Below are 19,119 nucleotides of genomic sequence, written 5' to 3' on the forward strand. Positions count from 1 at the left end.
TCGCTGGCAGCGAATGACCAATCACATCGGTTCCTGTGAGTTGTGAGATCCTCGTCATAGGACCGTCACATTGGGCGAAAAGAACGTAATTTCCGGCCGTTACCCTCAAAGCCATGTCTGCAGACGGGATTTCGCGCGCCAGCTGTGCGCCTCGTCACATCATCGTAGTCGGACATGGCATGGTGGGGCACCGGTTCGTCGAGGCGCTGCGCGCCCGTGACACCGAGGGACTGTGGCGCATCACGGTTTTCGCCGAGGAGACCAACGCGGCCTACGACCGCGTGGGGCTGACCTCGTACACCGAAAGCTGGGATCGCAAGCTACTGGCCTTGCCCGGCAACGAATATGAGGGTGACGAGCAGGTCCGGCTGGTGCTGAACCAGCGCGTTACCGAAATAGACCGCGCGACAAAGACGGTGGTCACCGCCGACGGTCAGCGGCACGACTACGACACCTTGGTCCTGGCGACCGGGTCGTACGCCTTCGTGCCGCCGGTGCCGGGCCACGACCTGCCCGCCTGTCACGTCTACCGCACCCTTGACGACCTCGACGCCATCCGCGCCGACGCCCAGCGCACGGTGGAAACCTCACACGCCGCCGCGGGTGTGGTCATCGGTGGCGGCCTGCTCGGGCTGGAGGCCGCTAATGCGCTGCGCCAGTTCGGGTTGCAGACCCACGTCGTCGAGATGATGCCGCGGCTGATGGCCCAGCAGATCGACGAGGCCGGCGGCGCGCTGCTGGCCAGGATGATCGGCGAGCTCGGCATCTCGGTGCACGTCGGCACGGGCACCGAATCGATCGAGTCGATCGAGCATGCGGACGGCTCCACCTCGGTGCGCGTGAGCCTCACCGACGGTCAGGTCATCGAGGCCGGTCTGGTGATCTTCGCGGCCGGCATCCGGCCGCGCGACGAACTGGCCACCGCGGCCGGGCTGGACCGCGCCGAGCGTGGCGGCGTGCTCACCGACGTTGCTTGCCAGACAAGCGATCCCGACATCTACGCGATAGGTGAGGTCGCGGCGATCGGTGGGCGCTGCTACGGCCTGGTGGGTCCGGGCTACACCTCCGCCGAGGTGGTGGCCGACCGGCTGCTCGACGGGGTCGCGGAGTTCGGCGAGGCCGACCTGTCCACGAAGCTCAAGCTGCTGGGCGTCGACGTGGCCAGCTTCGGCGACGCGATGGGGACGACCGAGAACTGCCTCGAGGTCGCGATCAACGACGCGGTCAACCGGACCTACGCCAAGCTGGTGCTCTCCGACGACGCCAAGACGCTGCTGGGCGGCGTGCTGGTCGGCGACGCCTCCTCCTACGGCGTGCTGCGGCCCATGGTAGGCAGCGAGCTGCCCGGCGACCCGCTCGCGCTGATCGCGCCTGCCTCCTCGGGCACCGGCACCGCGTTGGGCGTTGGGGCGCTGCCGGATTCGGCACAGATCTGCTCCTGCAACAACGTCACCAAGGGCGATCTGAAGTGTGCGATCGCCGACGGCTGCGCGGATGTCCCGGCGTTGAAGGCGTGCACCTCGGCCGGCACCTCGTGTGGGTCGTGCGTCCCGCTGCTCAAGCAGCTGCTGGAGGCCGAGGGCGTCGAACAGTCCAAGGCCCTGTGCGAGCACTTCAGCCAGTCGCGCGCGGAGCTCTTCGAGATCATCTCCGCCACCGAGATCCGGACCTTCTCCGGTCTGCTGGAGCGCTTCGGCCGCGGAAAGGGTTGCGACATCTGCAAACCCGTCGTCGCCTCCATCCTGGCCTCCACCGGATCGGAACACATCCTCGAAGGCGAGCAGGCCTCGCTGCAGGATTCCAACGACCACTTCCTGGCCAACATTCAGAAGAACGGCAGCTACTCGGTGGTGCCCCGGGTGCCCGGCGGAGACATCAAGCCCGAGCACCTGATCCTGATCGGCCAGATCGCCCAGGATTTCGGGCTCTACACCAAGATCACCGGGGGCCAACGGATCGACATGTTCGGCGCCCGGGTCGACCAACTGCCGGAGATCTGGAAGCGCCTGGTCGACGGCGGCATGGAGTCTGGCCACGCCTACGGCAAGGCGTTGCGCACGGTGAAAAGCTGCGTGGGCACCGACTGGTGCCGTTACGGGCAGCAGGATTCCGTTCAGCTGGCCATCGATCTGGAACTGCGCTACCGCGGCCTGCGGGCGCCGCACAAGATCAAGATGGGCGTCTCGGGCTGCGCGCGAGAATGCGCCGAGGCGCGCTCCAAGGACGTGGGCGTCATCGCCACCGAAAAGGGCTGGAACCTCTACGTCGGCGGCAACGGCGGTATGACGCCCAAGCACGCGCAGCTGTTGGCCAGTGATCTGGACACCGAAACGCTGGTCCGCTATGTCGACCGGTTCGTCATGTACTACATCCGGACGGCCGACCGGCTGCAGCGCACGGCGCCGTGGGTCGACTCCCTCGACGGCGGCCTGGACCACGTGCGCGAGGTGGTGTGTGACGACTCGCTGGGCCTGGCCGCCGAATTCGAGGCCGCAATGGAGCGGCACGTCGAGAACTACAAGTGCGAATGGAAGGGCGTGCTGGACGACCCGGACAAGCTGTCGCGGTTCGTGTCGTTCGTCAACGCCCCGGATGCCGTCGACTCGACCGTGGCATTCACCGAGCATGCCGGGCGCAAAATCCCTGTGTCCATTGGCATGCCGCGGGTTCGTACAGCGACAACTCCGGAAGAGTGAGGAAGGGATCATGACACTTCTCAACGACATTGCGGTGTGGACCCACGCTTGCGCTTACGACCACCTCATTCCGGGTCGCGGGGTCGGCGTGCTGCTCGACGACGGCTCCCAGGCGGCGCTGTTCCGGCTCGATGACGGCTCGGTGCACGCGATCGGCAACGTCGACCCGTTTTCCGGGGCCGCGGTGCTGTCGCGCGGGATCGTGGGCGACCGGGACGGCCGTGTCACGGTGCAGTCGCCCATCTTGAAGCAGGCCTTCTCGCTCGAAGACGGTTCGTGCCTGGATGATCCGACTGTTTCGGTGCCGGTGTACCCGGTGCGGATCACGGCCGACGGCTACGTCCAGGTCGCGCGGGACTACCAGCAGCGGGCCGCCTGATCTTGACCCCGGTTCACCGGGTGATGTCGCCGACCAGGTAGCGCTGCATCGTCGGCCCGATCGCGTCGACGATCGCCTCCACCGACATGGAATGCAGCGGCTCGGAGCGGATGCCGTAGCGCATGATGCCCAGGCCCACCAGCTGTGAGGCGCACAGCGAGGCGCGCAGGGCGACCTTGTCGGCCCCCAGCATTTTCAACAGTGGGCCAAAGACCGGGCCGACGAACATGTTTTGCACGATCTCGGCGGTCTTCGCCATCCCCGTCGACGCGATGGCGCTGGCCGCGAACGGGCCGCCACCGGCGGCGTCCCAGGTGGTGATGAGCGTGCGCAGGGTCCGCCGGCCCACCTGGTTGACCCCGCCGGTGACCATCCGGTCGATGAATTCCGGTGTGCCGAAGGGCAACCGCAACATCTTGGCGACCGGGTCGAGGATCCCACGCGACGGCTCTTCGCGACGGGGCATGGTGCCAGGATCACCCGTCTGCGGGCAAAGATCAAGGAATGCCGGCACCGGCGTGGCTCGACGGTGGCCGTTTGGCGCTACGGAACCGAGCGCACGGCGCGACCGTGGGCCAGCTGATGCGGGCTCGACCGGCGCGATGCGTGCCGGGCGGTGGGGGCCAGCACCGGCGGCAGGGCCCGCCGGAACCTGTTGGCGATCAAGCGCGCCAGCCCGGGATGGGTGCCCAGCGGTTCGCTGACCAGGTCGGCGCCACAACCGTGCAGCCGTTGCTGGAACAGGCCGTCGGCCAGCAGGTATGAGGCGACCACGACGCGGCTGCCGGCGCGGCGCGCGCGGGCCCGCTCTACGGCCTCGGCCAGCTGCGGATCGCCGGTGGCCGCAAACGCCAGGCTCACTCGCGATCCGGTCAACGCGGACAACAACGTCGCGGTGGTGTGCAGGTCCGCGCGCGCCTTGTCATCCGAGGTTCCCGCGGCCGCCAATATTACCGAATCGCCCGGACGCCAGCCGCATTTCACCAACTGGTCGCCGACGATGCGGGCGATCTGACCGCTCGGACCCAACGCGGGGGTGACGAGCACGTTCGGGTGGCCGCTGGCCGCCACGTGCGCGGGCAGGTCGGCGCGGACGTGGTATCCGCGCGACAGGAACGCGGGCACGACGATGGCGGGCCGTGCGTCCGCCTTCACGCGCACCAGGACCTCGCTGGGGGTGGGGCCCACCACGTCCACGAAGGCGACGTCGACTTGGTTGCGGACCAGCGTACCCACCTGTGCCGCAAGGTCTTCGACCATCGCCACACCGCCAGGGCGGCGGGTGCCGTGTGCTACCAGGATCAGTGCCATGGGGAGTCTTCCGGATGGTCGATCGCAAGACGGTAGCCGCGCTTGACCACCGTTGCGACGATGTTCTTGTCGCCTAACGCCGTTCGCAACCTCAGCACCGCGGTATCGACGGCGTGCGGGTCGTTGCTGTTGCCGGGCAGCACCCGGAGCAAGTCGTTGCGCGCGACGACATCGCCGGGGCGTTGCGCCAGCGCGCGCAGGGTCGCCATGCCCGACCCCGACAGCGACTTCACCGAACCGTCGACCAGCACGCAGGTCCCGCGGATCTCGATGTCGTGGCCGGCCGCGCGGATGGTGCACGACCGCAGGGGCGGGAGTTCCTGGGCGATGTGGCGGGCCAACGCCCCCAACCTCATTCGCTCGGGCGACGACGTCGGGATCCCGGCACGGATCAACGGTTGCGCGGTGACCGGGCCGACGCACATCGCGTGCACGTCGCTGCGAAGCGCCTGCAGCAGTTGGTCTTCGATGCCCAACTCGCGGCTGCGCTCCAGCAGCGCCGCGCCGGCGGGGGCGGAGGTGAACGTCACCGCGTCGAACTGGCGCCGCGCGACCGAGGCGACGAGCTGGTCGAAGTCGCCGCCGGCCGGCGTTGGCTTCCAGCGGTATACGTGAATGGGCACCACCTGGGCGCCCGCCGACCGCAAGCCGTTGATGAATTCGGGGAAGGGATCCCACCCGTCGGCCGCGCCGTGCAGCTGGACGGCGACGCGCTTGCCGGCGACATCCGACTCGAGAAGGTAGCGCAGGACCTCGCGCGACGATTCGGATTTGGGCGACCACTCCTCGTGTAATCCGGCGGCGCGCAACGCCCCCGTCGCCTTCGGGCCGCGGGCCACGATCCGCGACTTGGCAAGCGACGCCAGCAGTTGGGTGGCCAGACCCCACCCGTCGGCCGCGGCGACCCAGCCGCGAAAGCCGATGCCGGTGTGCGCCACCAAGATATCCGGCGGCTCCGCGATCACCGCCTCGGTGTGGTTCTGCAGCTCTTCGTCTTCGGGCAACGCGATGATGTTGATGGCAGCGGCGCTGGACACCTCCGCGCCGTTGCGGCGCAGCAACGCGCACAGCTCCTCGGCGCGGTTCGCCGACGTGACGGCGATCCGGTAGCCGGTCAGCGGCGCGGAGTCTGGTGGGGCCAGTTGGGGGGCCATATGAAGTGTGTATGCCTGCGACGTTTCCGTTGCGTTACCGGTCAATTGCTGTGGCATTGCCCGTGTTGCGAGTCCGCTCACACGCGGGCCGCCTCGGTTTCCGGTGCCGACCCGGACAGGCGCGGCGCGGAGGTGGGCCGGCGCACGTAGACCATCCAGGTCATGATCGCCGCCACCACATAGGACGCCAGAAACACCCAGTACGCCGACGTTTCGGTGCCGGTGCTCAGGTATGACTGGCGCAGCGCAAGGTTGATCCCCACGCCCCCGAGCGCACCGACGGCGGAGCAGACGCCGATCAGCGACCCCGCCTTCGCGCGGGCCCAATGCCGGCGTTCGTCCTCGCTCGCGTCCAGTGAACGGCTGCGCGCCTCGTATACCGACGGGATCAGCTTGAACACCGAACCGTTGCCCATGCCGGACAGGACGAACAACACCATGAAGCCGGTGACGTAGCCGATCATGCTGGTGGAGTGGGCCGCGGCGTGGTGGTCGTCGAAGGTGCTGATGGTGACCAGCAGCCCGGCGCTCAGGGTCATGCCGCCCAGGACGCCCAGGGTGACGTAGCTGCCGCCGAGGCGATCGGCCAACCGACCACCGTAGATGCGCGCCAGCGAGCCGAGCAGGGGCCCGAGGAAGGCCAGCTGCGCGGCGTGCAGCGCCGCATGCTTCGGGCTTTCCCCGGCTTCGGCGAAGTTGACCTGCAGCACCTGACCGAACGCGAAGGAAAAGCCGATCCAGGAGCCGAAGGTGGCGATGTAGAGCAGCGAGATCACGTGCGTGTCGCGCTCGAACAGGATCGAGCGCATGGTGCTCAGCTGGGTGCCGTGGTTGACGTTATCCATGAACAAGGCGGCCGCGATGCCGACGACGACCAACAACACCAGGTACACCGCGCACACCCAGTACGGCGCCTCGTGGCCGGCGGTGGCCAGCACCAGCAGGCCGACCAACTGGATCACCGCCACCCCCAGATTGGCGACGCCGGCGTTGACGGCCAGCGCGGCGCCCTTGAGTCGCTGCGGGTAGAAGGCGTTGACGTTGGCCAGCGAGGCCGCGTAGTTGCCGCCCCCCAGGCCCGTCAGGGCTGCGCACAGCACGAATGCCCACAGCGGCACACCGGGATTGGCTAGCAGCACGATGGTGCCGGCCGTCGGGATCAGCAATACGAAGGCCGAGAACGTCGTCCAGTTGCGACCGCCGAAGGCGGCGATGCCCAAGGTGTAGGGGATCCGGGCGCAACCACCGACCAGCGTGGCGACCGCGCCGAGCAGCAGCTTGTCGCCGGCGGAGAAGCCGTAGACCGACCCCGGCATGAACAACGCCATGACGGGCCACAGGGTCCAGATCGAAAACGCCACGTGGTCACCGGCGATGGTGCACAGCAGGTTGCGCCGGGCGATCTTCTTATTGCCGGCCTCCCAGGCCGCCGTGTCCTCCGGATTCCAGTCCGCGATGCGGTGGTTGCGGCCCATCCGGTCGTCACCTTTCTTCGCCACGGCGCTCATGCCCGTCGCCGTATCACCGAAAGCGATTGCGCCCCAATGGCATCGCGCCGATCGGCGTGCATACAGATCCTCTCCTCAGGCCCCACAAACCGCCGCATCCGGCCGCCGCCGCGCCAGCCCGATATCGGGAAAGCGGTTCGGAGACTGGCTTTCGACGCTTGGGCGCCCCGAATGGACGGGCATGCCCCGCCGTATGGTCCGATGCTCACACTTACGACGCCAACGGGTCAACCGGAATGGGCCGATATCGCCTGTTAGTTGTTTACCAGTTATCTGGTAACTGCCTGAGGGGCAATCAGTTCGCGAGGCCGCGGTTCATCGACCGTGAATGGGCGCCGCCGTCAAGTGATTTCACGCATACGGTAGCTGCGGTGTGAGCTGGACTACAGGCGATTCCCGTGCCGACAAAACGGCGGCCGAGATCTAGGAAAACGGCCAACTCGCGGCACCGGACTGGGCGCCCACCAGGGACCTGGGCCGCGCCCAGTGCAGTCGCACCGTTTGGCCGGGGCGCACCTGGGCGATCTTGTCCACGTCCTCGTCGACCACCACGCCGATCACCGGGTAGCCGCCGGTGACGGGATGGTCGGGTCCCAGGATCACCGGTAAACCGTTGGGAGGCACCTGAATTGCGCCGCGGGTGGCGCCCTCGCTGGGCAGCTGCCGGTCCGGGTAGCGGTGCTGCAGCGGCCGGCCGGTCAGCCGCATCCCCACCCGGTCGCTGCGATCCGAGGCCACCCAATCGGTGTGCACCAGGGCGTCGGGATCGACGAACCAGTCGTCGCGCGGTCCGGGCACCACGGACAGCTCGACGACATGGTCGGTGATGGCCGCGACCGGCGCCTGGTCCAGTTCGGGATAGGCGTCGGTGTGCTCGCCGATCGGCAGACGGTCGCCGCTGCGCAGCGGCGCCGGGCCGATGGCCGACATCACGTCGTAGCTGCGCGACCCCAGCACCGGCTCCACACAGATGCCGCCGCGGACCGCCAGATAGCTGCGCAGCCCCGCGCGGGGCGCGCCCAGCGAGATCACCTCGCCATCGCGCACATGGTGAATACTGTTGGTGCCGAACTTGATTCCGTTGACCGTGGGGTCGGTGTCGGCGCCCGTCACCGCGATGTCCACATCACCACCGGTGACCCTGGCCGCGAAACCGCCGAACGTCACCTCCACGGTGGCGCGGTCGTCGGGGTTGGCCACCAGCCGGTTGGCCAGCTTGTGCGCGCGCCGGTCGGCAGCTCCCGAGCGGCTCACGCCCAGGTGGGCCAGCCCCGGGCGACCGAGGTCTTGGACGACGGCGAACGGTCCGGTGCGCAGGATCTCCAGGATCGGCACGGCTATCTCCTCAGGTATCTAAACGGCCCGGAACCGAACCCACATGCCCTGCGCCAATAACGCCGGGTTCGACCGCTGCAGATCCCACAGCACCGCGTCGGTGTGGCCGATGAGTTGCCACCCGCCCGGGGACTGCCGCGGATAGACCGCGCTGAATTCACCGGCGAGGCCGACCGAGCCGGCGGGCACCGATGTCCTCGGCTCGGGGCGGCGCGGCACCCGCAGGCGCGGGTCGCCGTCGACCAGATACGCGAAACCCGGTGCGAATCCACTGAATCCGACCCGCCACGGCGTGGCGGTGTGGGCGTCGATCACCGCAGCGATGGTCAGTCCGGTGCGGTCGGCGACCTCGGCCAGGTCCGGGCCGTCGTAGACGACGTCGATGACCACGTCGGCGCGGCGCTCCGGGGCTGCACCCGGGGCGGCGTCGACGCGCATCTTGCGCAGCCGCTGACGGATGACGCCCTGATAGCGCGGGCCGTCCAGCTTCACCAGCACCGTGCGGGCGGCCGGCACGACGTCGACCACACCCGGTATCGCGGCGGCGTGCAGCGCGTCCGCCCACGCCAATACCTCGGCGGTACTGCCGCATTGCACCATCAGCGCACGGTCGCCGTAGTCCACGACGGTGTTGCCGACCAGCTCCGTCGGCAGGTTGTGGGCCAGGTCGCCGCTAAGATCCGTCACGCTCATTACTCGACGGTAACCCCGGGATCGGGGCCTGTGCGAGGGGCGGGCGACGGATTTTCGAGCACTGCCAGAGCTGCCTTAGCAAACGCTCAAACAGCCGGCCGCGCGTCGCTACCCCAGGATCTTGGTGATCAGCGGGGGCAACTGGTCGGCGATGACGGGGTAGCTCAGCGGCGACGCGAACGCGATGGCGCCGGCCTGGTCCTTGGTGGTGAAGATGTGCCGGTTCTGCGCCGTGGTCAGCGACCCGGCCACCTCCGGGTCGGCCAGTATCGCCTTCTGATCGTCGGGGTTCTGGGTCGTCCAGATCACCAGGTCGGCGGAATCGAGCACCGCCCTGATGTGATCGCGCGGGATGACGGCGCGCTGATCGGTGCCGAAGGGTTTGATGCTGTCGGAGATGACCAGGCCCATCTGGTTCAAAAAGTCCGTCCGCCAGCCCGCCATGGTGGCGACGACCGTGCCCTGCCACAGCGCGCCGTGCATCAACAGCGCCTTCTTGCCGGTCCATTGCTGATTCTTCTTGCCGATGTCGGTGAACTTCTGGTCGACGCCGTCGATCAACGACTTCATCTGGTCGGCCTGGAAGACCGCCTGCCCGACGGTGGTGGCCTGCTCCTTCCACGGTTCGAAGAAGGCGTCGCCGTCCGACTGGGCGACAGTCGGGGCGATCGCGGACAGCTTTTGATAGGTGTCGGCGTCCAGGCCGGCGTTGACGGCCACGATCAGATCCGGTTTCAGGCCGGCGATCTGGTCGACGGGAATGCCGTTGTCCAGGTTCAGCACCGTCGGCTGCGCCCCGCCGAGCTTGGGCGTGGCCCACGGCCAGACCGCGGACGGTTGGTCACCGAACCAGTTGGTCACCGCGATCGGCACCACCCCGACCGCGAGCAGGTCGTCTTGTTCGGTGTAGCCGGCGCTGACGACGCGCTTGGGTGGTTCTTTGATGACGGTCTGACCGAACAGGTGGGTGATCGTCACCGAGCCCGGGGTGGCGCCCGGAGCCGGTTTGCTTGACGAGCACGCCGCCACGAGCTCCGAGAGCACGGTCGCGCCGCCGATCGCGGCGACCCCGGCAGCCCCTGCGAGCTGCAAGAATCCCCGTCGATTCCATCCCTGTCGCATCGCGTGAGAGTATCGCGTTCCGCCCGCACAAATGCATCGCCGCGCTGTTGGGGCTCTTAGCCCAGCGGCATGCCGGCGTCCATGAAATCCAAGGCCCGATAGATGGTGTCGGCGGTCTTGGGGGCGCTCTCGAAGGCGGCCATCATCGCACCCGTTAACGCCCCGGCGAACACCCGGACCTCGAAATCGTCTGCGGCACGGCCGATTCGGTGCGCGATCGCCTCGGCGGCGACCGTCACGGTGCGGTAGTACTCGTCGTACATCGCCGCCTTGAGCTCGGGTATGGAAAACATCAGCCGCTGCCGGGTGCTCTCGAACTCCAGTTGGTCGTCAGGCAACTCGGCGATGACGGCCGCGTAGGCCCGGCGGAAGGCCTGGGCTAAAGACAGGTTGAGCGGCTGGGCCTTCAACGCCTCGAGGATCAGCGGGTCCAGGTCGTCGGCGAGCAGCAGCGATTCCTTGGACGGGAAATAGCGGAAGAAGGTGCTCGGCGACACGTCGGCCGCCTCGGCGATCTGTTCGACGGTGGTCGCGGCGAAGCCGTTCTCCTCGATGAGGCGAAACGCCTCGCGCCGGATGGCGCGGCGGGTCTTGATCTTTTTGCGCTCCCGTAGGCCCAGGGGAGCCTCAGTCACCTGCATGAGCCGATTGTCGCGCATCGAGCCCTCGCCATGGGATCGCGACATCTTGCGTTGCAGAGTTCTGACAAACGGGTCCGGGCCGCTGCGATTTCTGCGTATCGCCCACGTAACTGTGCACACGCAGTCCGGTAACAGTGCGTCTTTAGCGTCGAAGGGTCACTGCCCGCCGCCCCATTCAAGCCAGGAGTCCCACCAGATGACCACGACCATCACCCCGGCATCGCAGCCCGCGCCACCGCGCGAGTCTCGCAAGGGGCGGCACTGGATCGATGACTGGCGGCCCGAAGACCCCGAATTCTGGGAGACCACCGGCAAGCCGATCGCCCGGCGGAACCTGATCTTCTCGATCTTCGCCGAACACGTCGGATTCAGCGTGTGGATGCTCTGGAGCATCGTGGTGGTGCAGATGACGGCCGGGGCGCACGGGCACCCCGCGGCGTCCGGGTGGGCGCTGACCGCCAGCCAGGCCCTGTGCCTGGTGGCCGTTCCCAGCGGTGTCGGGGCGTTCCTGCGGCTGCCCTACACCTTCGCGGTACCGCTGTTCGGCGGCCGCAACTGGACGACCATCTCGGCGGCGCTGCTGCTGATCCCGTGCCTGCTGCTGGCGTGGGCGGTGAGCCATCCAGGCATCCCGTTCGCCGCTCTGGTGGCGATCGCCGCTACCGCCGGCTTCGGCGGCGGCAACTTCGCCTCGTCGATGGCCAACATCTCGTTCTTCTACCCGGAGAAGGACAAGGGCTGGGCGCTGGGCCTGAACGCGGCCGGCGGAAACATCGGCGTGGCGGTGGTGCAGAAGATCATCCCGCCCATCGTCATCGCCGGCGGCGGGATGGCGCTGTCGCGCGCCGGACTGTTCTACGTGCCGCTCGCGGTGGTGGCCGCGATCTGCGCGTTCCTGTTCATGAACAACCTCACCGAGGCCAAGGCCGACGTGAAGCCGGTGCTGGAGTCGTTGCGGCACCCCGACACCTGGATCATGTCGCTGCTGTACATCGGCACCTTCGGCTCGTTCATCGGCTACTCGGCCGCCTTCCCGACCCTGCTCAAGACGGTTTTCGGGCGCGGTGACATCGCCCTGGCGTGGGCCTTCCTGGGTGCCGGCATCGGATCGGTCATCCGGCCGCTCGGCGGCAAGCTGGCCGACCGGATCGGCGGCGCCCGCATCACCGCGGCCAGCTTCGTGATGCTGGCGATCGGGGCGGCGGCGGCCCTGTGGTCGGTCAACGCGGTCAACCTGCCGGCCTTCTTCGCCAGCTTCATGTTCCTGTTCGTCGCCACCGGCATCGGCAACGGTTCGACCTACCGGATGATCTCGCGGATCTTCAAGATCAAGGGCGAGCTGGCCGGAGGCGACCCCGACACCATGGTGGGCATGCGCCGCCAGGCCGCCGGTGCGCTGGGCGTCATCTCGGCGGTGGGCGCGTTCGGCGGGTTCGTGGTGCCGCTGGCCTACGCGTGGTCGAAATCGGAGTTCGGCAGCATCGAACCGGCGCTGCGGTTCTACATCGTGTTCTTCCTCGCCCTGCTCGGCGTCACCTGGTACTGCTACCTGCGCAAGCACAACGCGATCACGCGGGTGGGGATCTAGCGTCCGGACGGCTTCTGTCGGCCGCCGTATCCCTGCCCCTCCTTTTTCCAAGGGCTGTAGTCGGCGATCAGCTCTTCCTGCGGCGGCCGTTGGTCTTCGGGAACGTGCTGCAGGTTGATCCGGATCCGGTACCAGATCGAACTGGGCCCGCGCATCCCGTCGACCAGGACGTCGACCGGCTGCAGCCGGCCGGCCGCCGCGGGATAGCGGTCGCGCCAGACGTCCAGCGCCGCCATCGCCTCGTCCTTTGTCTTGGTGCGGGCGATCTCGATCAGCGGCATCGCCGACTGCCGCCTGCCGCCGGTGGCCTTGCCGCGCGTGCCCGACCCTTTCGGGGCGCGCTCGGGCGGGCCCATCTCCTCGGCCAGCACCAGCAGCCGGTCGAGTGCGCCGACGGCGTCGTCCATCCCGGCCCAGGGGTCACCCAGCTCGTCGAACCGGGCGGGCACGGTGTCGATGGTGAACGCCTCGGGCCGGCAACCGGCGACCTCGTCCCAGTGCAGCGGTGTCGATACCCGGGCGTCCGGCGTCGCCCGCACGGAGTAGGCCGACGCGACCGTGCGGTCCTTGGCGTTCTGGTTGAAGTCGACGAAGACGCCTTCGCGTTCTTCCTTCCACCACCGGCTGGTCGCTGCTTCCGGCGCGCGCCGCTCGACTTCGCGGGCAACGGTCTGCGCGGCCAGCCGCACCTGGCGAAACTCCCAGCGCGGCGCGATGCGGGCATAGATGTGAAAGCCACGCGATCCCGACGTCTTGGGCCACGCGGTCAGGCCGTAGTCCTCGAGCACCTCGCGGGCCACCAGCGCGACGTCCACGATGCGTCGCCAGGAGACCCCGGGCATCGGATCCAGGTCGACCCGCAGCTCGTCGGGGTGATCGAGGTCGTCGGCCAGCACCGGGTGCGGATTGAGGTCGACGCAGCCCAGGTTGATGGCCCAGGCCAGCCCCGCGGCATCGTGGATCACCGCTTCGGCGGCGGAAGTGCCTCGGGCGTAATGCAGTTCGGCAACGTCGATCCAGTCCGGCCGTTTGGCCGGGGCGCGCTTCTGGAACACCGCTTCTTCCGTGATGCCCTTGACGAAGCGCTTCAGGATCATCGGGCGGCCGGCCACACCGCGCAGCGCGCCGTCGGCGACGGACAGGTAATAGCGGACCAGGTCGAGCTTGGTGTACGGGCCGCCGGAGAATCCAGTGGTTTCGCGGCCGCTCGCGCGGGGGAACACCACCTTGTCCGGATGGGTGATCGTGACCTGGCGCCCGGCCACCTCCAGCGAAACCGGACGGGTCATGCGGTTCATGCTAATTCGCCAGAATTTCTGGCCGTACTGAGACGGACGTCACATAAGGTGGATTTCATGCCTAACCTCCTCGGCCTCCCCGGTCAGGCCGCCGCGAAAGTTCAGCAATACGTCGAACGCGGCTCGGCCGAACTGCACTACGTGCGCAAAATCTTCGAATCGGGTGCCTTCCGAATCGAGCCACCGCAGAACTACGCCGCGATGGCCGCCGACATCTACAAGTGGGGCGAGTTCGGCATGTTGCCGGCGCTCAACGCCAGGCGCCATCCCGACCGCGCGGCGTGCATCGACGAAGAGGGTGAATTCACCTACAAGGAGCTGGACGACGCCGCGCACGCGGTCGCCAACGGGCTGATCGAAAAGGGCGTCAAGGGGGGCGACGGCGTCGCCATCCTGGCCCGCAACACGCGTTGGTTCCTGATCGCCTACTTCGGCGCCGCCAGGGTGGGCGCCCGCATCATCCTGCTCAACAGCGAGTTCTCCGGTCCGCAGATCAAGGAGGTGTCCGAGCGGGAGGGCGCCAAGCTGGTCATCTACGACGACGAGTACACCAAGGCGGTCAGCAAGGCATCGCCGGAGTTGGGCAAGCTGCGGGCGCTCGGGACCAACCCCGACAGCGACGAGCCGTCGGGCAGCAAGGACGAGACGCTGGCCGACCTGATCGAGCGCAGCGACAAGAAGCCCGCGCCCAAGGCGAGCAAGCACTCGTCGATCATCATCCTGACCAGCGGCACCACCGGCACCCCCAAGGGCGCGAACCGCAGCACCCCGCCGACGCTGGCGCCCATCGGCGGCATCCTGTCGCACGTCCCGTTCAAGGCCAACGAGGTGACCTCGCTGCCCGCGCCGATGTTCCACGCGCTGGGATTCCTGCACGGCACGATCGCGATGTTCTTGGGTTCGACGCTGGTGCTACGCCGGAAGTTCAAGCCGCCGCACGTGCTGGAAGACATCGAGAAGTACAAGGTGACCGCGATGGTCGTCGTCCCGGTGATGTTGTCGCGGATCCTCGACACCATCGAGAAGATGGATAAAAAGCCCGACCTGTCCAGCCTGAAGATCGTGTTCGTATCCGGGTCGGCGTTGGGAGCCGACCTGGCCGAGCGTGGCCTGAAGGACCTGGGGCCGGTCATCTACAACATGTACGGCTCGACCGAGATCGCCTTCGCCACCATCGCCGAGCCCAAGCACCTGGAATTCAACTCGTCGACGGTCGGACCGGTCGTCAAGGGTGTGAAGGTCAAGATCTTCGACGACAACGGCAAGGAGCTGCCCCAGGGTGACGTCGGGCGCATCTTCGTCGGCAACGCCTTCCCGTTCGAGGGCTACACCGGGGGCGGCAAGAAGCAGGTCATCGACGGCCTGTTGTCGTCTGGAGACGTCGGCTACTTCGACGAGAACGGGCTGCTCTACATCAGCGGGCGTGACGACGAGATGATCGTCTCCGGCGGCGAGAACGTCTTCCCGGCCGAGGTCGAGGACCTCATCACCGGGCATCCGGACGTCGTCGAGGCGACCGCCATCGGCGTCGAGGACAAGGAATGGGGCCACCGGCTGCGCGCCTTCGTGGTGAAGAAGGACGGCGCCGATCTCGACGAGGACACCGTCAAGCACTATGTGCGCGACCACCTGGCCCGCTACAAGGTGCCGCGTGAGGTGGTCTTCCTCGACGAACTGCCGCGCAACCCGACCGGCAAGATCCTCAAGCGCGAGCTGCGCGAAATGGACGTCGAGTAACCCATTACGGCTTCCGCTAACCGTCAGCGCCGGTCTTTGATGGCGCGGGTGATCTGCGCTGTGAGCTTCGGATCGACCAGGAGCTGGTCGATCAGCGCGGTGAGGACCTCCTGCCCGGTCACCCGGGCGACCCCCAGCCGGTCGGCCGCCTCCCGCTGCCAGATGTCGAGCGCCCGGTGCGTGGCCGCCGGCAGGTCCACGGTGCGACGCGTCCGCTGGGTGCGACCCGGCTGGGCGGCCGGTTGGGCGGCGATGCGGTGCCCGCCCTGTTGCCCGAGGCTGGTGAGGCGCTCGGTCGGTGCGGCGTCTCCCGACGGGCCCCCGGCCGAGTTGGGGGCGCGAAAGGCTCCGACGCTGGGTCCGCTGTGGCTGCTGTTGAAGTTCACTTCGGTGTCTTCCTCCGTGAGTGCCAATCAGTAAATCAGCGCTCGGTGCCGTTGTGTCGATACTGATTCTGTCACCGAGGCCAGCGTAAGTCGCGTCGCCGGGCCGCCCGGGGGCCGGTCGGCCGCCGGGCGCGTCGAACCGCAGTTGCGTGCCGCGCGCGCTGGCCCGGTCCGTAGATCCTCTCGCAAATGGATAAACGTAGCTGTCTGCGCGTAATCCGGGTGCGCGTGATGCCTAATGGCGCGGGTCGATTTGACGTGAAAGGCCGCGAAATCAGCGAATGTGTTGATGCGTGAAAGCTGACATCAGTAGATACGTGTTCGGCGAGCCAGTAATTCAGTAGACTGCCTCTGAACTGGATAAATTCGGGTGGTGAGCCCGACGGCATCAGTAATTACGAAGAACTGAATTGCACAAATCCGCATCGGAAGTAGGCACTAGTATTTGGGCCGGTGCGACGTCGTTGTTGTCTAATTCACAATCCAAAAAGCGAATTGCACTTGTTTGCTCAGAAATGTCCCACTAACGTTTTTGTTATCGATAGCAAGTGGTTGGAAGGAATGACTCAAATGATCTTCGGGCGATCATTACGCGGCGCGGCCGCAGGTGTCATAGGTGCCGGGGCTGTGGCCGGCGCGCTGCTCACCGGCGGCGCCCCCACGGCTGCCGCCGCTCCTGCGCCCGCAACCACCACGAGCTTCGCCAGTGCTGGGCCGCATAGCGGACCGGGCTTCATCCCCGATCGCCCCGGCGGTCGTGGATGGGGCGGCCATGATGGTCGGGGAAATGGCAACTGGGGGCATGGCAACTGGGGCCACGGGAACTGGGGCCGTGGCTACTGGGGCCCCCAGCACTGGTGGAACTGGTGGTGGTGACCACCATCTCCGCGCGGTAAGCGGCCGTCGCCGACACGCCAACCCTCGGGATGGCCGACCGCGCATGGGGGGACCCATGCCGGCCTGACTTAGTCAGGTCGGCATGGCCCTGTTCGGGGCACTTTTCGCGACTGCTTACGGGTCGCGGGGGAGGCCCAACAGCCGTTCGGCGATGATGTTCAGCTGCACCTCGGAGGTGCCGCCGTAAATCGTGGTGGCGCGGCTGGCCAACAGGTATTCGCCCCATTTGCCGGGCAGTTGGTCGGGGTCACCGATCCCCGCATCGGTGCCGAACGACGAGACCGCGAATTCGGCATAGCCCTGGCCGGTGCGCATGGACAGCAACTTGGAGATCGCCGCCGACGGCATCGCGTCCCCGCCGGCGAGCGTCAGCAGCGTCGAGCGCAGGTTGAGCACCTTGGCCGCGTGGCCTTCGGCGATCAACTGGCCGGCTCGATGCTGGGCGATCTGGTCGAAGTGGCCGTCGCGGACGAACTCGACGAACTGGGCAAGCGTGGCCAGGAAGTTGGCCTCGCTGGACCCGATCGACACTCGCTCCGCGGTCAGCGTGTTGCGGCTGACCTCCCAGCCCCGGTTGACCTCACCGAGCACACACTCGTCCGGCACGAACACGTCGTCGATGTAGACGGTGTTGAACATGGCGTTGCCGGTGAGCTCACGCAGCGGCTTGACGTCGACGCCTTCGCTTTTCATGTCCAGCAGGAAGTAGGTGATGCCGGCGTGTTTCGGGGCGGTGGGGTCCGTCCTGGCCAGCAGCGCGCCCCACTGCGAAAACTGCGCGGCGGTGGTCCAGATCTTCTGGCCGGTGATGCGCCAGCCGCCGTCGGTGCGGGTGGCCTTGGTGGTGAGGCCGGCCAGATCCGATCCGGCGCCCGGTTCGGAAAACAGCTGGCACCAGATCATTTCGCCGCGGAAGGTCGGCGGCAGGAACCGTTGCTTTTGCTCCTCGGTGCCGAACGCCACGATCGACGGCACGATCCAGGTCGCGATCCCGGTCTGCGGCCGCTTGACCCGCCCGGAGGCGAATTCTTGGGCGATGATGATCTGCTCGACCGGGCTGGCACCCCGCCCCCATGGCCTCGGCAGATAGGGCAGCACCCAACCACCCTCGGCGATGGCGACCTTGCGTTGCTCACGCTCGATCTCCTTGAGCGCGGCGACTTCCGCGCGGATTTCCGCCCGCAGCTTCTCGGTGTCGGGATCGAGATCGATTGCGGGCGCACGCATCCCGGTGGTGGTGGCCGTGTCGACCACCTTCTGCGGGTAGTTCGCACTGCGGCCGAAGGAGGCGGCCAGCAGCAAGGCCCGGCGGTAGTAGACGTTGGTGTCATGCTCCCAGGTGAAGCCGATCCCGCCGTGCACCTGGATGCAGTCCTGTGCGCAGCGCTGGGCGGCCGCCGGCGCCAGCGTCGCCGCCACGGCGGCGGCGAACTCGACATGCGAACCCGCTGTGTCCCAATTGTTTTCGCGGGCTTCATCGATCGCGCGGGCGGCATCCCAGACGGCCGCGGTGGCCCGCTCGGTGTCGGCGATCATCTCGGCGCACTTGTGCTTGATGGCCTGGAACTGGCCGATCGGCCTGCCGAACTGCTCGCGGATCTTGGCGTAGTGCGAGGCGGTGTCGGTCGCCCAGCGCGCCACACCGACGGCCTCGGCGGATAGCAGGGTCGTCATCAGCGCGTGCGCGGTCGCCATGTTCAGGTTCGTCAGCACGACGTCCTCGCCCACCTCGACGGCGTTGGCTCGCACGTGAGCGACGGGTCGTAGCGGATCGAGGCTCTTCACAGGCTCGATCTCGAGCTGGTCGGCGCGCAGCACCACCCAAGCCTCGCCGCTGTCGATCGCGACCGGCAGCACCAGTAGCGTGGCCTGCCCCGCCGCGGGCACCGCGCGGACTTCGCCGCGGATCACCAGCGAATTGCCGTGCCGGGTGGCGGTCAGCGCGCAGCAATTCAGGCCGTAGGAGGCGATTTCGGCGCCGGACGCGAGCTCGGCGAGCACCTTCGCGTCCGGGTCATGCGCGGAGATCAGGGCGCTGGCGATGGCCGACGGCACGAACGGGCCAGGCACCGCCCCGTAACCGAATTCGGCCAGCACGATGGCCAATTCGAGGATGCCGAAGCCCTGCCCGCCGACGGACTCCGCCAGATGAACGCCCTGCAGTCCCTGCTCGGCCGCCGCCTGCCAATACGGCGGAGGGTTCTCGAGGGGAGTCTCCATGGCCGCGTGCAGCGTCTCCGACGGCGCCACGCGCGCCACCAGCGATCGCACGGAATCGGCCAGCTCTTGATGCTCGGGATTTATCGCGATCGGCATTGGTCGCCTTCCGTTGCTGCAGGACGCCGTTTCGGCCAAGTACCTTCCAAGCTAACAA

General features: G+C 67.6%; 15 protein-coding genes. 4 read left to right on the top strand and 11 right to left on the bottom strand.

The window, feature by feature from the left end:
* Positions 1-113 precede the first annotated feature (113 nt).
* Positions 114-2,696 carry a nitrite reductase large subunit NirB gene (nirB, locus tag DQP58_RS10655; RefSeq protein ID WP_112708363.1) on the top strand — a complete coding sequence of 861 codons (2,583 nt, stop codon included), beginning with the start codon at positions 114-116 and terminating at the stop codon, positions 2,694-2,696.
* Between the two features lie 10 nt (positions 2,697-2,706).
* Positions 2,707-3,075: a nitrite reductase small subunit NirD gene (nirD, locus tag DQP58_RS10660; protein ID WP_112708364.1), complete on the top strand. Its 369-nt coding sequence runs from the start codon at positions 2,707-2,709 to the stop codon at positions 3,073-3,075.
* 13 nt (positions 3,076-3,088) lie between these two features.
* Here the strand turns inward: nirD and DQP58_RS10665 are convergent, their stop codons facing one another.
* From DQP58_RS10665 to DQP58_RS10700, 8 genes are all read right to left on the bottom strand, one after another.
* Positions 3,089-3,541, bottom strand: coding sequence for a hypothetical protein (locus tag DQP58_RS10665; protein ID WP_112708365.1), 453 nt, complete (start codon positions 3,539-3,541; stop codon positions 3,089-3,091).
* Positions 3,542-3,618: 77 nt separating this feature from the next.
* A complete protein-coding gene (locus DQP58_RS10670) occupies positions 3,619-4,386 on the bottom strand; it encodes a sirohydrochlorin chelatase (RefSeq protein WP_112708366.1) in 768 nt (255 codons plus the stop codon).
* Positions 4,377-5,528 (bottom strand): uroporphyrinogen-III synthase, encoded by a 1,152-nt coding sequence (locus DQP58_RS10675; RefSeq protein WP_112708393.1) that lies wholly within the window; start codon positions 5,526-5,528, stop codon positions 4,377-4,379. Before DQP58_RS10675 ends, DQP58_RS10670 begins: the two co-directional genes overlap by 10 nt.
* Positions 5,529-5,617: 89 nt before the next feature.
* Positions 5,618-7,015, bottom strand: coding sequence for an MFS transporter (locus tag DQP58_RS10680; RefSeq protein ID WP_112708394.1), 1,398 nt, complete (start codon positions 7,013-7,015; stop codon positions 5,618-5,620).
* A 456-nt stretch (positions 7,016-7,471) separates the two neighbouring features.
* Positions 7,472-8,383 carry a 5-oxoprolinase/urea amidolyase family protein gene (locus DQP58_RS10685; protein ID WP_112708367.1) on the bottom strand — a complete coding sequence of 304 codons (912 nt, stop codon included), beginning with the start codon at positions 8,381-8,383 and terminating at the stop codon, positions 7,472-7,474.
* A gap of 18 nt (positions 8,384-8,401) precedes the next feature.
* The gene (locus DQP58_RS10690; RefSeq protein WP_112708368.1) at positions 8,402-9,076 is read right to left on the bottom strand and encodes a 5-oxoprolinase subunit B family protein; all 675 of its coding nucleotides are present in this window, start codon (positions 9,074-9,076) and stop codon (positions 8,402-8,404) included.
* Between the two features lie 108 nt (positions 9,077-9,184).
* Positions 9,185-10,198, bottom strand: a complete 1,014-nt coding sequence (locus DQP58_RS10695; protein WP_112708369.1) for an ABC transporter substrate-binding protein — start codon at positions 10,196-10,198, stop codon at positions 9,185-9,187.
* A gap of 56 nt (positions 10,199-10,254) precedes the next feature.
* On the bottom strand, positions 10,255-10,839 hold the full coding sequence (locus DQP58_RS10700) for a TetR family transcriptional regulator (protein WP_112708395.1): 585 nt from the start codon (positions 10,837-10,839) through the stop codon (positions 10,255-10,257).
* 196 nt (positions 10,840-11,035) lie between these two features.
* Here DQP58_RS10700 and DQP58_RS10705 point away from each other — a divergent pair, with 196 nt between their 5' ends.
* Complete coding sequence (locus DQP58_RS10705) at positions 11,036-12,427, top strand: NarK family nitrate/nitrite MFS transporter (RefSeq protein WP_112708370.1); 1,392 nt, start codon at positions 11,036-11,038, stop codon at positions 12,425-12,427.
* Here the strand turns inward: DQP58_RS10705 and DQP58_RS10710 are convergent.
* The gene (locus tag DQP58_RS10710; protein ID WP_112708371.1) at positions 12,424-13,725 is read right to left on the bottom strand and encodes a DNA polymerase domain-containing protein; all 1,302 of its coding nucleotides are present in this window, start codon (positions 13,723-13,725) and stop codon (positions 12,424-12,426) included. The genes DQP58_RS10705 and DQP58_RS10710 overlap by 4 nt on opposite strands.
* Before the next feature lie 57 nt (positions 13,726-13,782).
* Between DQP58_RS10710 and fadD2 the strand changes: the two genes are divergently transcribed.
* On the top strand, positions 13,783-15,462 hold the full coding sequence (fadD2, locus tag DQP58_RS10715; protein WP_112708396.1) for a long-chain-fatty-acid--CoA ligase FadD2: 1,680 nt from the start codon (positions 13,783-13,785) through the stop codon (positions 15,460-15,462).
* Between the two features lie 23 nt (positions 15,463-15,485).
* Here the strand turns inward: fadD2 and DQP58_RS10720 are convergent, their stop codons facing one another.
* Positions 15,486-15,848 carry an ATPase gene (locus tag DQP58_RS10720; protein WP_112708397.1) on the bottom strand — a complete coding sequence of 121 codons (363 nt, stop codon included), beginning with the start codon at positions 15,846-15,848 and terminating at the stop codon, positions 15,486-15,488.
* Positions 15,849-16,859: 1,011 nt separating this feature from the next.
* Positions 16,860-19,061: an acyl-CoA dehydrogenase gene (locus DQP58_RS10730; RefSeq protein ID WP_112708373.1), complete on the bottom strand. Its 2,202-nt coding sequence runs from the start codon at positions 19,059-19,061 to the stop codon at positions 16,860-16,862.
* Between the last annotated feature and the right edge of the window lie 58 nt (positions 19,062-19,119).

The sequence above is a fragment of the Mycobacterium colombiense genome, assembly GCF_003284975.1.
Lineage (GTDB): Bacteria > Actinomycetota > Actinomycetes > Mycobacteriales > Mycobacteriaceae > Mycobacterium > Mycobacterium europaeum_A.